The organism is Nitrospira sp. CR1.1, assembly GCA_014055465.1.
Taxonomy (GTDB): Bacteria; Nitrospirota; Nitrospiria; order Nitrospirales; family Nitrospiraceae; genus Nitrospira_A.
In genome coordinates this window covers 166321-181562 of record WIAF01000004.1, presented here as the reverse complement: position 1 = coordinate 181562, position 15242 = coordinate 166321, and the positions used below count along the sequence as shown (strand labels likewise).

At 58.3% G+C, this 15242-nt stretch carries 12 protein-coding genes; 11 read left to right on the top strand and 1 reads right to left on the bottom strand.

Features of this window, described 5'->3' with window-relative positions; translation table 11 throughout:
* The first annotated feature begins 25 nt into the window (after positions 1 to 25).
* From GDA65_09835 to GDA65_09785, 11 genes are all read left to right on the top strand, one after another.
* Positions 26 to 1102 carry a methyltransferase domain-containing protein gene (locus GDA65_09835; protein ID MBA5862993.1) on the top strand — a complete coding sequence of 359 codons (1077 nt, stop codon included), beginning with the start codon at positions 26 to 28 and terminating at the stop codon, positions 1100 to 1102.
* Entirely contained in the window at positions 1032 to 2948 is a 1917-nt protein-coding gene (gene asnB, locus GDA65_09830; protein ID MBA5862992.1) for an asparagine synthase (glutamine-hydrolyzing), read from the top strand. Before GDA65_09835 ends, asnB begins: the two co-directional genes overlap by 71 nt.
* Positions 2949 to 3131: 183 nt before the next feature.
* Positions 3132 to 4268 (top strand): glycosyltransferase, encoded by a 1137-nt coding sequence (locus tag GDA65_09825; GenBank protein MBA5862991.1) that lies wholly within the window; start codon positions 3132 to 3134, stop codon positions 4266 to 4268.
* Positions 4268 to 5326 (top strand): undecaprenyl/decaprenyl-phosphate alpha-N-acetylglucosaminyl 1-phosphate transferase, encoded by a 1059-nt coding sequence (locus GDA65_09820; protein ID MBA5862990.1) that lies wholly within the window; start codon positions 4268 to 4270, stop codon positions 5324 to 5326. Before GDA65_09825 ends, GDA65_09820 begins: the two co-directional genes overlap by 1 nt.
* A complete protein-coding gene (locus tag GDA65_09815) occupies positions 5323 to 6633 on the top strand; it encodes an NAD(P)-binding protein (GenBank protein ID MBA5862989.1) in 1311 nt (436 codons plus the stop codon). The genes GDA65_09820 and GDA65_09815 overlap by 4 nt, the downstream gene beginning before the upstream one ends.
* A 13-nt stretch (positions 6634 to 6646) precedes the next feature.
* Positions 6647 to 7837: a glycosyltransferase gene (locus GDA65_09810; GenBank protein MBA5862988.1), complete on the top strand. Its 1191-nt coding sequence runs from the start codon at positions 6647 to 6649 to the stop codon at positions 7835 to 7837.
* Between the two features lie 20 nt (positions 7838 to 7857).
* Positions 7858 to 8976: an aminotransferase class I/II-fold pyridoxal phosphate-dependent enzyme gene (locus GDA65_09805; protein ID MBA5862987.1), complete on the top strand. Its 1119-nt coding sequence runs from the start codon at positions 7858 to 7860 to the stop codon at positions 8974 to 8976.
* Positions 8977 to 9324: 348 nt separating this feature from the next.
* Complete coding sequence (locus GDA65_09800) at positions 9325 to 9525, top strand: hypothetical protein (GenBank protein MBA5862986.1); 201 nt, start codon at positions 9325 to 9327, stop codon at positions 9523 to 9525.
* A gap of 170 nt (positions 9526 to 9695) precedes the next feature.
* Positions 9696 to 11711, top strand: coding sequence for an NAD-dependent epimerase/dehydratase family protein (locus GDA65_09795; GenBank protein ID MBA5862985.1), 2016 nt, complete (start codon positions 9696 to 9698; stop codon positions 11709 to 11711).
* 234 nt (positions 11712 to 11945) lie between these two features.
* Positions 11946 to 13208: a tetratricopeptide repeat protein gene (locus GDA65_09790; protein MBA5862984.1), complete on the top strand. Its 1263-nt coding sequence runs from the start codon at positions 11946 to 11948 to the stop codon at positions 13206 to 13208.
* A gap of 204 nt (positions 13209 to 13412) precedes the next feature.
* On the top strand, positions 13413 to 14165 hold the full coding sequence (locus GDA65_09785) for a hypothetical protein (protein MBA5862983.1): 753 nt from the start codon (positions 13413 to 13415) through the stop codon (positions 14163 to 14165).
* A gap of 777 nt (positions 14166 to 14942) precedes the next feature.
* Here the strand turns inward: GDA65_09785 and GDA65_09780 are convergent.
* Positions 14943 to 15173 carry a hypothetical protein gene (locus GDA65_09780; protein ID MBA5862982.1) on the bottom strand — a complete coding sequence of 77 codons (231 nt, stop codon included), beginning with the start codon at positions 15171 to 15173 and terminating at the stop codon, positions 14943 to 14945.
* Positions 15174 to 15242 lie beyond the last annotated feature (69 nt).

Here is a 15242-nt window from a genome sequence, read left to right as displayed (position 1 = left end):
AAACGAGCGAAGGTAAGGATATTGCGTGCGCGGGAGGATGATGTTGGGACCTAGTTTCATGGAACAGCGATTGCGGAGCATGCTGCTCCCAGGAATGAGGCGGCTGGGGCTGGTGCCTCTACTGCGAAAGCTCCGAGCGAGCGTCCGTCCTCCTCACGAATCTGGACCTCTTGCTGCTGGCAATGCTGGGAACGACCAGGACCGGGTATCCGACTATTGGGGACAACAGTTTCAAGCGATGAGAGTGGACAATTCCTACTGGCTCAATAACAAGCTGGTCGAGGAGTCTACCTATCGCCTGATGACCGATACTCCCCAGCATTGGTTGAGGTGGCTGATGAACGACTATTTTTCCGGGCGGACGTTCGACCGGTCCCTGAGCGTGTGTTGCGGAGATGGGGCGCACGAGATCCAACTTTATACATCGGGTAAGGTGCGATTCGTGAGCGGGGTCGATATTTCAGAAGGGGCCATCAAGCAGGCGGCGGCGAGGTTTGAAGCGGCCGGCGCGTCGTCGGAGTGCTACCGATTTGAGGTGGGGGATGTCAACTCGCTGCGCATTGAGGACACCTTTGATCTGATCTTCTCGACCGGCGCGCTGCATCACACGACCAATCTGGAAGGACTTATCTCAACGGTAGAGCGCGCCTTGGCGCCGGACGGATATTTCGTGGTGGTCGAGTTCATCGGCCCCAATCGGTTTCAGTGGACCGATCAGCAGATCGAGATTGCGAACCAGGTGCTCAGCGTCCTCGACCCTGCCTATTTACGGGATGGCAGACAAACCAAGTTCGAGAGGCCGACCATAGAGAGCATGCTCAGGTGCGATCCGTCAGAAGCGGTGCGATCGGCCGAGGTCTATCCACTGGTGAAAAAGTATTTCAACGTCCGTTACGAACGGTTCTATAACGGCACGCTGCTGCATCAGTTGCATCCGCTCCTGCGTACTGAATTGGCGAACCAGGGGAAGCGGGATTTTGATTCGATTGTGAAATTGATTCTTCTCCTGGAAGACCTGCTGATCAAAAGCAATGCCCTGCCGTCAGACTTCGTGTTCCTCATCTGTCAGAAACCGGTGCCGGGCACCCGGCGAACGGAATAACCAGGGACCTCAACGCATGTGCGGCATTGTCGGCGTGTGTGATCGCATGGAGCCACAACAGGCACGCCATGTCCTGTCGCGCATGCTGGCAACGATGGCAGCACGCGGTCCTGACGGTGAAGGCCAGTTCGTTGATCACCATATTATGATGGGTATGCGGCGGTTGGCGGTGATCGATGTCCAAGGCGGTGGACAGCCGCTTCTCAGTCGAGACGGCCAGGTCGTAGCCTTTCAAAACGGGGAAATCTATAACCATGCCGCCCTCCGACGGGAGCTGACACAAGGCGGTGCGGAATTTCTGACGGCCAGTGACACGGAAGTGTTAGCGCACGGATACGATTATTGGGGCATGGATGAGTTGCTGGCACGTCTCGACGGCATGTATGCGATCGCCATTCTTGACCGACGGAATCATCAGCTGCACCTGGCGCGTGACCGATTCGGAGAGAAGCCCTTGTACTATAGTGCCTCAGGCGGCAAGTTCGCGTACAGCTCGAATACGACTGCCTTGGCATGGTTGCCCTGGGTCGATCGTGATATTGATGCGGACAGTGTCGATCGGTACCTCGCGCTGCATTATGTGCCCGGCCGTCGCACGATTTTTAAAGGGATTCAACGTGTCCTGCCCGGCGAACGACTCACGCTATCCCTTGATTCGCTCCGGGTCACCCACGAACAGTATTATCGCCCCGCTGTCGGGCCGGTCGAAACAGTCGATACACGGACGCTTGTCGAGCGGATCGAGGTCGCAGTCACGAGTCGATTGGTCGCGGATGTTCCTGTTGGCGTCTTCCTGTCTGGAGGTATCGACAGCTCGATTGTGGCGGCGGTCGCCGCGAAGCATCATCCCGCAATCGATACGTTCTCGATGGGCTTCAAAGATGTGCGTTACGATGAGTCGCCACATGCTCAGGTGGTGGCGCGCGCCATCGGCTCATCTCATCATCATTTCACTTTTGACGAAGCGGCCTTCCACGAGTTGCTGCCGGCGGTGATTGATGGGCTGGATGAACCGCTCGGTGATCAAGCATTGCTTCCGACCTATTGGCTCTGTCGGGAAGCTAAGCGGCACGTGACGGTGGTGTTGTCAGGAGAAGGAGCCGATGAGTTATTCGCGGGGTATGAGTACTACGGTGCCCTGTTGTCGCGTTGCTCGTGGCGTGCTCGTCTGAGAGCCTGGATGACAGGACGAGTGTCTGCGGTGCCCCTTCAAGAACTCTGCGATAACGTTTGGCCCGTGACGCCGTCCGGATTTCCGCTTGTCATGGATTCGGCGGGAAGGCGAAGGTTGCTTGGCGGGTATGTTCCAGATTCCGATCCCTGGGAAGATGTGTTGCAGTCCACGCTCCAACAGTCGGAGAACTCCCTCCAACGAGCCACCCTTACCGATATCCTGACCTGGTTGCCCGATGATCTCTTAGTTAAGCTGGATCGCATGGCCATGGCGAATAGTCTCGAGGGGCGTGCGCCATTTTTGTCTCCGGCGTTGGTCGAGACGGCCCTTCGGCTGCCTGAATCCCGACGGATGACCTTGACGCACAGCAAGGTCGCGCTCCGCGAAGTTGCCGCCCTGTTGCTGCCCCGCGATATCGTTCAGCGCAAGAAGCAGGGATTTATCTTGCCAATGGCGACGTGGCTGCAGCAATGGTTACGGAGGGTGGGGAACCTGTCTGAGTATTTTGATCTGCAGCGCATTGCCGCCTTCGATGGGAAGGCGGCAGCATCCCTAGTTGAGCGGGAACTGGTCTCCACCTGTCCGAATGAGCGCCTTCTGTTTGCATTGGTGATGCTGGCTGAATGGCATCATTCATTCTTTCGTCGCATTCCTTCCGATTTAAAATTCTAAAGAGCCGGGCTGTCGACCATAGGCGTGGATCCGGCAGGATTTGTGGCCGTACCTCGGCTCTGTCTGATCCGTCAAAAAAATCGAAAAACCTATCCTTGTCTGAGAACTCCGGTACTATTTGACTAGCCGGGTTTCCCTGCACAAACAGTGGATATTGCGAGGCAACGGGACGATAGACGCGCCATGACGGTTACCTATTTTTCCAAAAGCTCGCCCATCGGCCCGAGTAGTCGCTACCGCGTCTACCAATTCTTGCCTCATCTTCAACAGTCGGGCATCGATTGCCATGTAGATCCGCTGTTCGGCGCCACCTACTTCTCGATTCTTCAAGTGCGCTCATCAGTCTTACAAACCTGTCTGAAAATTCCCTATGTCCTGGCCCGCTTTCTCAAACGTTTGGGAACGCTCCTGACTCTGGGGCGACGGGACCTGATCGTGATCGAAGGGCAACTCTTTCCCTATGCGCCTCCCCTGATCGAACGGCTGTTGCGCTGGTTGCGGTATCGGTTGGTGTTCGAAATGGATGACGCCATTTATCTGACTCGTGGCCATGAACGGAAGATGCCTGTGCTCTTCAGGATGGCGATGGGCGTCATTGTTGGAAACGATCGGTTAGCCGCCTACGCCACCCAATATTCCTCTCAAGTCACGGTGGTGCCGACGGTGGTGGACACTGAGCGATTTGCCCCCAGGCCCTTGCGACCGACCGCCGCATCCGATTTGGTCGATGACCCTATCACGATTGTCTGGATCGGCCTGGCTTACAACCTCAAGTATTTGAACGTGCTTGCGCCTGCACTCCGCCGGCTGCAAGAGCGGTATCGCGTGAAGCTTCGCGTCGTCTGTTCTCAGCCACCGGTGCTCGACGGGTTGGACATCGAGTTTCGATCCTGGGAGTGGCGGCGTGAAGTTGAGGATCTTCAGGATGCCACCATCGGCGTGATGCCGCTGGAGGATACAGAATGGGCCCGGGGCAAGTGCGCGCTCAAGCTGTTGCAATATCTCGCGGTAGGGTTGCCGGCGGTGGCCTCGCCTGTCGGGGTCAATCGCGAGATTCTTGTGAATGGGGACAATGGATTTTTCGCCTCGACCGAACAAGAGTGGTATGAGCGCCTCGAATCATTGTGCCGGGACCCACAATTGCGCGCTCGCATGGGACAGGCAGGCCGCCAGACCGTAGAGACGCGGTATTCCCTGGCGGTATGGGGGCCCAGGCTGGCCGATGTCTATCGCACCTTTGTCCAGGGCGAGCCTCATCTTCTGATGCAGCGGCCTGTCGGCCTGCCTCTGTCTGACCGTAGACATTCCACAGGTGCGTGATGATCCTCCTGGCGCTGACATTCCTGGTCGCCGTTTTGCTGTCGGTGTATGGCGTGCCGATTGCGCGCCGGGCCGCGTTGAAGTTCGGCATTGTCGATAGCCCGGATGGCCGGCTCAAGCATCAGGGAGAGCCGGTTCCGTATTTGGGCGGATTGGCGATCTACCTCTCTTTTCTCGTGAGCCTGGCGTTTACCTTCGAGTTCCGGCAGGACGTGCTCGGCATCGTGCTCTCGGGAACGTTGATCATCATGCTGGGATTGATCGACGACTTCGGAGTGTTGTCGCCCGGCGCCAAGTTGGCGGGACAGTTCCTGGCGGTGTTTGTCTTGATCAAGAGCGGCATACGTATCGAGATTGCGTCTCTTCCCGATTGGGTCGATATCCTGCTGACCGTGTTCTGGATGATCGGCATCATCAATGCCTTCAATCTTCTGGACATCATGGACGGCTTGTCGGCCGGGGTTGGCGTGATCAGCGCAGCGTTTCTGTGCGTGGTCGCGATTTTGAACGGTGACCAGACGATCGCTTTTATGCTGGCCGCGCTGATGGGAAGCCTGCTGGGTTTTCTGCGATACAACTGGCGGCCGGCGTCCATTTACATGGGGGATTCCGGCGCCATGTTCATCGGCCTGATGCTGGGTGCCCTGTCGATGATCGGCAAGTACACGGAAGGTCATTCCGTCTCGCTGTTGACGCCGGTTTTGATCCTGGGGATGCCGATTTTTGACACGCTGTTCGTCATGTACATCCGATTCTTGCGCGGATTGCCGGTCTTTCTCGGCAGCCCCGACCACATCGCGATACGGTTGCGTCATTGGGGGCTCTCGGTCACGCACGTGGTGTTGCTCAGTTACCTTGGCGCGGCAATCTTAGGCGGGATCGGATTGCTGGTCATGGCCGTTCCGCAGGATCTCGCCGTGATCTTGAGCGGCGTGACCGTGCTGGGGCTGGCCGCCGCTGCGGTCGCGCTGACGCGGGTGAATGTGTGCAGCGGAGTCGTTGCCGTGAGCCCTGAGGTCGTCCCGGCACGTTCGACAGAAAGGACCGACGCGGTATGATTGTGATCGTCGGGGCGGGGTTGGCAGGGCTCAGCGCGGCCTATCACTTGCGCGGGATGCCGTACAAGATTCTGGAACGGGAACGCGAAGTCGGAGGACTCTGCCGGTCGTACGTCAAAGACGGATTCACCTTCGACTATACGGGACATCTGCTCCACTTTCGCCAGACGGCGATCAAGGCATTGGTGGAAAGCCTTCTCCCCGATCGGCTTCAGCGGCACGCGCGCAAATCCTATGTGTTTTCTCACGACACCTATACGGAGTACCCGTTTCAGGTCAATACGTACGGACTTCCGCCGGAGGTGGTACGTGAGTGCCTGTTGGGATTCATCGCCACACTGACACAGTCCGCATCTACGCCGTCGGTCGAGAGTCCATCGTTCAAACAATGGATCATCGACAGCCTGGGCGAAGGGATCGCCAAACATTTCATGGTGCCATTTAATGAAAAGCTCTGGCAGGTGCCGCTCGATGACCTCACCTCAGACTGGGTGTCGTGGCTCGTGCCGAAACCGGATGTCAAGGATGTGGTCAGCGGGGCATTGGGCATTAAGGACAAGGCATTTGGCTACAACCCATCGTTTCAGTATCCGGTGAGCGGCGGCATTAAGGTATTGCCGGAAGCGTTCCTCCCGTCGGTCGAAAACCTTTCGTACGATTCCGATTTGGTGGAGATCGAAACGGGGAGGCGCCGCGCTATTTTCCGGAGTGCTCAGGGGGAGCGCACCGAGGAGTACGACCGTCTCATTTCGACGATTCCATTGCCGGAGCTGGTGCGGCGGTGTGTTGATCTTCCGGCGTCGATGCGGGAATTGGCCGGGTCGCTGCGTTGGGTGTCTGTGTACAACGTCAATCTGGCCGTCGCCCGGGAACGCATTTCCGACACACACTGGATCTATTTCCCGGAGCACCGGTACCCGTTCTATCGGGCTGGGTTCCCCATGAATTTCTCTGCCTCCATGGGACGGCCCGGATGCAGTTCGCTCTATGTGGAAATTTCGCACCGGCCGACGGAGAAAGAGTCGGAGGCCGCGCTGATCGAGCGGGTTCGCCGCGGGTTGGAAGAGGCGGGCGTGCTGCAGCCGACTGATGAGCTGGTCATGTCGGACGTCAAAGATTTGTACTACGCCTATGTGCTGTTCGACCGGTACCGCGGCCGCGCTGTGAAAGAGTTACTGGCTGAGCTGGAACGGCGCGGCATTTCGTCAATCGGGAGATATGGCTTGTGGGAGCATACGTCGATGGAAGACGCAATCGCCCAGGGGCAGCAGATTGCCATGCGATTGCGAATGAGGGCCGCGGCCTGAGCGCATCAACAGCATGGATGTAATCTGTCACGTCATCACCAAACTCGAATTGGGCGGCGCACAGGAAGTGGCGATGCGGGTGGTGTCGAGTCTGGATCGACGGCGATTCCGCCCGGTGCTCATCGCCGGGCCCGGCGGTTTGTTGACTGAGGAGGCGCATGCGCTCGAAGGCGTCGAGCTTCGTCTGATTCCCTCGCTCGTTCGAGACATTCGCCCCCTACAAGATTTGCGCGCGTTATGGGAACTGGTCGCCACGTTTCGGCGGCTCCGGCCAAAGATTGTGCACACCCACAGTTCAAAAGCTGGTATCCTAGGGCGGTTGGCCGCCTGGCTTGCCGGGGTTCCTTGCATCCTGCACACGATACACGGGTATGGCGTGACACCTGCCCAGCCACTGTGGCTCCAACATATGGTCATCGGGCTTGAATGGATGGTCGGGCGCGTGACTACCCATTGGATTGCGGTCTCTCAGGCCGATCGCCGTCAGGGACTCGAGTGGGAGCTCTTCAGCGCGTCGAAGGTATCGGTGATCAGGCCGGGCGTTGATCCGACAGCATTCGCGGCGCGCATCGAGCCGGCGGAACGAGACCGCCTTCGAGCCTCGCTGGGAGTAGGACCTGAGCAGCTGCTCGTAGGAACGGTCTCGTGCTTGAAACCGCAAAAATCTCCCGAAGACTTTATCCGCGTCGCCGCGATCGTCTGCCAGCGTATGCCTGCAGCCAAATGTGTGTTGGTCGGCGACGGCGCGTTACGGCCGCAGATCGAAGCGATGATCCAAGCGCAAGGGCTTCAGGAGCGGGTCACGTTGCTCGGCTGGCGACGGGATGTGGCTTCATTGCTGAAGGCGTTCGATGTCTTCGTGTTGACGTCTCAATGGGAGGGATTGCCCTGCGCGATTCTGGAAGCGAGGGCGAGCCGGATTCCCATCGTGGCGACCAGAGTAGGCGGCTCCGCCGAAGCGATTGTTGAGGGCATCCAGGGCACGCTCTGTCCCGCGGGCGATGTCCGGGCTATAGCGAGTCGCGTGTGTCAATTACTGGGCGATGAGCGACTTCGTGCGGATCTGCGGAACGGGACGCAGGAATTGCCGGAAGAGTTTACGATTCAGGAAACGGTCAAACAGTATCACTCGCTTTACACGTATCTCCTGCACGCCACGCGGCCGGCAGAAGATATGATGAAGTTGCAGCCCAATCGAATGTGAAGAGGGAACCGGTTAAGACGATGAATATTCCGCTACTTGATCTGAAAGCCCAGTACCAATCCATGCGCAGTGAAATCCTGGCGGCTATCGAGGCCACCTGCGATGAGCAGGGCTTTATCCTCGGGCCGCGAGTGGCGGCGCTCGAACAGGCAGTGGCGGCCTATGCGAACAGTACGTATGCGGTGGGCGTGGCCTCAGGCAGCGATGCCTTGCTGCTTGCGTTGATGGCGTTAGGAGTCAAGGCGGGCGACGAAGTCATCACGGTACCCTTTACCTTCTTTGCGACGGCGGGAGCGATTTCCCGGCTAGGCGCCAAGCCGGTGTTTATTGATATCCGCCCTGATGATTTCAACATGGATCCGAAGCTGCTGGAACGAGCGATCAGCGGACGGACCAAGGCCATTATTCCCGTGCATCTGTTCGGCCAATGCGCGGAGATGGGCGCGATCAACGACATTGCGCGACGACACAAGATCGGCGTGATCGAAGACGCCTGCCAGGCTATCGGCGCCGCGCAACACGGACGGCGCGCCGGTGTGTTGGGAGATGTGGCCTGTTTCAGCTTCTTCCCGTCGAAAAACCTGGGCGGTTTCGGTGATGCCGGCATGGTGACGACCAATGATAAGGAGCTGTCGGAATCCATCGCCATGTTGCGGGTTCACGGGAGCCGCGTGCGGTACGTGCATGAAGCGATCGGCATCAACAGCCGGTTGGATGCCTTGCAAGCGGCCGTCTTGCTGGTAAAGTTGAAACGGCTCGATCAATGGGCCGAAGGCCGCCGGAGGAATGCTGCGCGGTATACACAATTGTTTGCCGACGCGCAATTGACCGATTATGTCACGCTGCCGGTTACACGTCCTGATAACTTCCATGTCTTCAATCAATTCACACTTCGTGTCCAGAAGCGCGATGAGTTGCGGGCATACTTGAAGGATCACGGCGTGGGGTCGGAAGTGTATTATCCATTGCCGTTGCATCTGCAGAATTGTTATCGCGACTTGGCCTATCAGAAAGGCGCGTTCCCGCAATCGGAACAGGCCGCGGAGGAAGTGTTGTCGATTCCGATTTATGCAGAACTGACCGATGAGCAGCTTCAGTACGTCGTGCAGATGATCGCCTCCTTCTACCGCAAACGATAACTCAGGCATGCTTCCTCAGAGTTGAAGGCTCTCCGCTCCAGGCCTCCTCATTCTGATCGACATCAATCATTCTCTGTTTCATGATCGCCGGTCAGGCCTCGACGTACGGTGAGATCTGGGAGGAAGCCCGCATGATGTCTTCTCTTGTAGGAGTTAATTGCACATCCGTATCAGCGGTGGGTGAAGGTGCGTCGGTGCTATCGGCCATCGAGCTGCTGGATCATGTAGGCGGCGCATCTCCCCTGTGCGAACGATGACATCGGCGCGGTGCTTGGGGCAGTGGTTGTTTTTTATGAGCGCGCCCCACACAGTCAGAGCCTTGTCCGGTCAATCGGGCAGGACGAAGCGATGTGGAGAATGGAGGAGCGGCTTGGAAGGCCGCAGGGGATCATCAATCTGTGCTTCTGGCGCAAACGGGTCACGGAACAGTCCGGCGAGTGGTATGATCTCGCCACCTTCATCGCAGAACGCTCGGCGATTCAGTTCAACGGCCGGCTCTGTCCGGACTCTATGGACCAGTGCTTCCCCTTCGACGGCAGGCATAAGTAGCGCGAGGCATTCCCGAACAATTTATCACGCTTTCGGTGGTGCCACGTCGGTGGGTCGATGGTACGCGTCCGCTTCGTAGGGCTGCTCCGCCTTGTTGCACGAATTTCGAAGAACACTTCAAGAACGCGCGAGAATAGACTATAGTAACACTGCAGATTTGCAGATTACTTGTGACAAACCCTAGCCAGAACACTCCAATTTCAGGGCCGTTGCGGATTGCGCTCATCGGCGCAGGCCGCCACGCGCAACACCATGCCCGCGCCATCTTGCGATGTCCCGGTGTGCAGTTGGTTGCGGTGGCCGATCCTTCCGATGCAGCTCAAGCCGCCATGCGCGACATCGTGCCGGGTATTGGCTGTTTTAAGACGCCGGAAGAGCTCTTTGCTTCGGAAAAGCTTCACGTCGTCCATATCATCACTCCGCCGGCGACCCATGCCCCGCTCGCGCGTATGGCGCTTAAGGCCGGATGCCACATTTATGTGGAAAAACCGTTCACCGAGTCGGTCGAAGACGCACAGCAGATCCTGGATGAGGCGAGCGCAAAAAACCTTCGCGTCTGTGCCGGCCACCAGCTGCTCTACGAACCGCCCACCCGGGTGCTGACGCAATATTTGCCCTCGATTGGCCGGGTCGTGCACGTCGAAAGTTACTTTTCCTTTCGGACCGTCCGGCATGCGCCTGGCGGACGGAAGGTGCTTCGCGCCGACCATCAATTACTCGATATCCTGCCGCATCCCGTCTATCTTCTGCTGCAGGTGTTGGAGCAAGCCGGAGAGGGGCGCACGGAACTATTGTCGCTGGAGGTCAGTCAAGCCGGAACCGTACACGCGCTGGTACGACGCGGCGGCGTCACCGGGACGTTGATCGTGACGCTGGAGGGACGCCCTGTCGAAAGTTATCTGCGGGTGATCGGTCGCAACGGTTCGTTATTTGCTGATTACGTTCGGAGTACCACCCAACGGGCTATCGGGCCGGGATCGTCCGGCATTGATAAGCTCTTCGCGCCCTACCGGCAGGCCTGGCAATTGTTGGCCGGGACCACTTCTGCGATGGCGAGCCGGTTCCTCAAGAGCCAGCGGAGTTATCCGGGATTGGCCGAACTGTTTTCGGCCTTTTACGAGTCGGCCCGCACCGGTCACCAGTCGCCGCTGTCGCCCGAGAGTTTGCTCGAGACCGTGCGTATCTGCGAGCGGGTGGCGAAGGCACTCAAGGCAGGGGAAGCCAAGGCCCTGGCGGCGGCCGCACCAAAACCGGTCGAGAGCCGCGGCGTGCTGGTCACCGGCGGAACGGGATTTTTAGGGAAGGAAATCGTCCGCGCGCTCTTGTCGCGCGGACGTCCTGTTCGTGTGGTGGCACGGCGCGAGCCATCGCCATGGGAACGGATTGCCGGCGCCGAATATGTGGTGGCCGATGTGGCGACCGGCGCTGCCGCGTCTCTCTTCAAGGGGGTGGATACGGTCATTCATGCAGCCGCAGAAACCGCGGGTGGCTGGCCGGAGCATCAGCGTAATTCGTTGGATGCGACGGAGCAGATGCTGCGAGGGGCGGCCGGGGTGGGCGTCAAACACTTCGTTCATGTCAGCAGCCTCGCCGTGCTGGCACAGGGCACGGGGCAGCCGATTCCCGACAATCATCCCTTGGAACCGGACAGCAAGGGATCGGGACCTTATGTATGGGGGAAGTTGGAATCAGAACGTCTGGCGGTGCAACTCGGCAGAGAGCTGGGCCTGTCGGTGAAGGTCGTCCGTCCTGGCGCATTGGTCGATTATCGCGATTTTGACCCGCCCGGCCGTCTCGGCAAGCGATTGGGCAATATCTTTGTGGCGGTCGGATCAGCGGGTGATCGTCTTGGAGTGGTGGATGTCGGATTTGCCGGTCGATTCCTCGGCTGGATGACAGACGCCTGGGACATGGCGCCCAGTCCCTTGAATCTGCTTGACCCCGTGTCTCCGACCAAACGTGAGCTGCTGCATCGTCTCCGCCAGGCCAATCCGGATCTGTCGGTGTGGTGGCTGCCCAGGTTCGTCCTCGTTCCGCTGTCGTGGCTGGCAACATTGGCGCAAAAAGTCTTGCGTCCCGGGAAGCCGGCGATCGATGTGGCTAAAGTCTTCAGTGTGTTGCCCTACGATACTTCCGGGATCGCGAAGCTCGCTCCTCACGTCGATTCCGCATTGGAAAAACCATAGTTGGTTTCCTTCCTCACGATGTGCCCCTGCAGTCGTTGATGGCCTCTGGTCCGCAGAATATCTGTCCGGATCGAGAGGGCTAAGTGCCTGAAAAAGTGAACGATCCACCTCCTGTCAAAATAGTTGCTTCCCCGGGGTTGATTTGAGTCTCTAGAGGGGGTAAGTCTTATTGTATTCCGCAAGCAAAGGTAGTCTTCAAACAGCAACCGCCTCACCACCGAAGAGTTAACCATCATGAACATGCGATCGAATGCGCTGGCATTTACCATTGGTCTAGCCTTTCTGGGCTTCTTCTCCGGATGCGCGGAGGACCATCGCTGGCGCGCGGCGATGAATAGTGGCAATAACGCGATGCGCTCGGGCGATTATACGCATGCCGAAGAATCCTTTGTGGCGGCGCGTAAAGAAGCGGAAGTATTGGACCCGCAAGGCAAGCGTCTCGCCGAAACCTTGAGCCAATTGGGAGAAGTGAATCGTGAGCTGGGCCGGTATCCCCGCGCTGAAGCACTCTTTCAGGAGGCCTTGGCCATCAGAGAGCGCGTGTATGGACCCGCCCATGCTGAGACGGCTGCGAGTTTGACGGACTTAGGCGAGCTCTATCGCCTCCAAGGGTTGTACACGCAGGCGGAAGCGCTCCATCAACGAGCCAGAGAAATCCGTGAGAAGGTGTTCGGCCCTGATCACAACAAAACGGCGGAAAGTCTCAACAACATTGCCGTAGTGTATCAGGATCAACGGCGATTCTCCGATGCGGAACCGGTGCTGCAGCGTGCCCTTGCCATTTTCGAAAAGCAGCTCGGTCCGGAGCACAGCCTGACGGCGATCACACGAGACAATCTGGCGAAAATGTATCAGGCGCAGGGGCAACATCCCCGCGCCATGCCGCTGTATCAGCGCGCCCTCACCATTCATGAAAAGGCCTTCGGCCCCAATCACCCGATCGTGGCGAGGAACCTGGAAAATCTGGGCGACACCTATCGCGCGCAGAATCAATATCCACAGGCCGAAGCGCTGTATCAGCGTGCCGTCAGCATCTTCAGAAAGTCGCTCGGGAGCGACCATGTAGATACGGCAGAGGCCATGAGTCGATTGGGACAACTCTATGAACTGCAGGGACTCTATTCGCAGGCAGAGCCGTTGTTTCAGCAGGCGATTGCGATTCGGGAAAAACAGCAGGGCGCCTATAACCCTCAAGTGGCGGGCGAGCTGAAAAATCTGGCGTCGCTCTACCAGTCGCAGAATAAGCTGGATCAGTCGGAAGATCTGTACAAACAGGCCCTGGTTATCTACGAGCAGGCTGTCGGGTATGATCGTGAGACGTATGTGAAGACCTTGAAGAGTTATGCCTCCTTATTGAGACGCCGGCAACGCTCGGGCGAGGCCGAACGCCTGGAAGAGCGGGCGAATAGCGTGTTGAAGCGCCTCTCGTTGGAGAGTCAGAACCTGGGGAAAACTGCCGCGGATATGCCGCTTGCGCCTGTTTCTCCGGTCCCATAGGAACTGCAGCACTGCCCCCCGACCGATTCTCCTGTCCTCTCTCCTGCCTCTCACCTGACAATCAGGTGATTGCATGCCTGCTTCTTGGCGAAGCCCGCCCGGCGGCGACATGCCCCCTTCGTAAGTATCGATTGAGACACAACGTAGAATCTCCTACACTGTGGCCGACGAACCGGTCAGTGCGACCCACCAAGAGGAAGTTCTATGAATCGAATGGTCATCTCGATGGTAGCCGTCGTGTTTCTCGTCAGTGCGGCCTGTGCGAGTAAGCCCCCGAAGAAACAGTTTCAGCGGCTAGCGGGGGAGTTTGTCTCGCCGGTCCACATTACCAAGCCGATCGACCAGCAGAGCGCCGTGATCGGGATCACGCTCAAGAGTTCCGCATGGACGCCGAACACAGAGGATCGCCTGTATCTCGTAAAGATCGAGAATGATCGCGATGTATTCGAAGGAACGAAGCTTATTCCGACGAGTATCGTGGCCCCACCTCCGGGAAGCGGGGGAGGCGGAACGGTGTATGTGCAGAACGTGCCGCCGGGACGTTATGCCGCGGTGGCGTTCAGCACATCGGAAAAGGGGTTTGGTAAGGTGCGGGAGGTGACCCTCTTTCTGTTGCCGAAGACGGCGGTGAAGCAGAGCGACACGACCGTGACTCCCGGGAGCATGCATTTCATGGGGGAGTATGAGGTCGGCGCGTCGATGATGGTGCTGCAGGAGAATGCGGCCGATGACGTGCAAGCCCATTACTTCGAAGCCTTCTGGGGGAAACCCTTGGGACAAGTGATTGCCGATCTCCAGGTCCTTGGCACGCCTGCCTATTTCGCCGTTCATACTGTTAGCGTAAAACGAGGAAGCCGGGATGGAGAGGCTGAAGCCCGGTTTCAGGCAACGGCGAAGCGCGATCTTGAACCTTCGTGGGCGCCGATCATTGAACGGTATCGAGCGTCGGCGAAGTAAGAGGCGGAACGCATCAGTCTGAGGTTGCGCACCATACGGTCGGTGCGCAACCGTTTGTATGACGCATCCGGCAAGACCCTGCCTATTCGTGACCCACATGTTATCAGCGCAGGCCATGTGTTCAACATGGCCGCTCCTCGTTAACACACTGTTTACTTGCTCCGGAGCGCTCTGTGATCTTCCACCTGTACGCTGGTCGTGATCGACTCACCTCACCACCACCGCAGGAGGAATCACATGCGACTTGTACAGGAAGGGCTGAAGATCAGTCGATTCCGTCCACGCCGTCAAAATATCTTGTCGTTTCGTCATGGGTTGTCCAGGGTTAACGGCGTCTGCCGTGAGTGTAGAACCGATCTTCGCGCCGTCCCCGGGATCCGTCGACCTCAGGCGACGCTGTGCCAGGGTTGCATAGCCGAACGACTTGAACGTCTCTCTGCCGACGCGTTGTAAGATGGGTTCACCAGGGCCGCCGTCTGACCTGTAAAGGCTGCGCGGGAGTGTCCGGTGCCAACCGCTGTGCGCGCTGCATGGCGGGAGGTACAGAAATCGGCATCTGTCCTCCTGTCAGCGTTCCTCCTCATGCCTCGAATCTTTCTAATCGTCGTCCCGGCATGAGCTGGAACCGAGCGCCCTCTATTTTCTCGCTCCGTCACCAATGATGCACAGTCACGATAGATAAGGGGAGCTGTCCCGCTCCGGCTCAGAAGAGGGGGACAGCCCGGGAGAGGAGGTGCGGAGAGGTGGGCGCAGCTCAACTCCCATCCCACGAAGCGATTAGGCCCCCGTACGCAACAGGGCGCGATGTCTCACGAGCTCGTCGAGCGCCAGGTCGCGTTCGCACGTGGCGGTGTCGAGGACATCGGCGTGAAGTTCCGATTGCGTTGCCGCTGGTGTCCAGTCCGCAGCTTGCCGCAATAAGTTGCGCTGTTCGTGAAGCAATTGCCGGCGAATGGATCGGAACGCCTGGTGACGTGATCGTGATCGAACGACATGCGCGACGCCCATGCCCCCCTCCCATCGGTAAAGTGACTGTTGCGGCCACAGGCTACCGCGTGAACACGACAAGCGGATCAC

Bases quoted from the DNA above. Each gene is read 5' to 3' on its own strand.
- GDA65_09785 (MBA5862983.1), top strand. From the start codon at position 13,413: ATGAATCGAATGGTCATCTCGATGGTAGCCGTCGTGTTTCTCGTCAGT.
- GDA65_09800 (MBA5862986.1), top strand. From the start codon at position 9,325: ATGTGGAGAATGGAGGAGCGGCTTGGAAGGCCGCAGGGGATCATCAAT.
- GDA65_09815 (MBA5862989.1), top strand. From the start codon at position 5,323: ATGATTGTGATCGTCGGGGCGGGGTTGGCAGGGCTCAGCGCGGCCTAT.
- asnB (MBA5862992.1), top strand. From the start codon at position 1,032: ATGCCCTGCCGTCAGACTTCGTGTTCCTCATCTGTCAGAAACCGGTGC.
- GDA65_09790 (MBA5862984.1), top strand. From the start codon at position 11,946: ATGAACATGCGATCGAATGCGCTGGCATTTACCATTGGTCTAGCCTTT.
- GDA65_09810 (MBA5862988.1), top strand. From the start codon at position 6,647: ATGGATGTAATCTGTCACGTCATCACCAAACTCGAATTGGGCGGCGCA.
- GDA65_09805 (MBA5862987.1), top strand. From the start codon at position 7,858: ATGAATATTCCGCTACTTGATCTGAAAGCCCAGTACCAATCCATGCGC.
- GDA65_09825 (MBA5862991.1), top strand. From the start codon at position 3,132: ATGACGGTTACCTATTTTTCCAAAAGCTCGCCCATCGGCCCGAGTAGT.
- GDA65_09780 (MBA5862982.1), bottom strand. From the start codon at position 15,173: ATGGGCGTCGCGCATGTCGTTCGATCACGATCACGTCACCAGGCGTTC.
- GDA65_09820 (MBA5862990.1), top strand. From the start codon at position 4,268: ATGATCCTCCTGGCGCTGACATTCCTGGTCGCCGTTTTGCTGTCGGTG.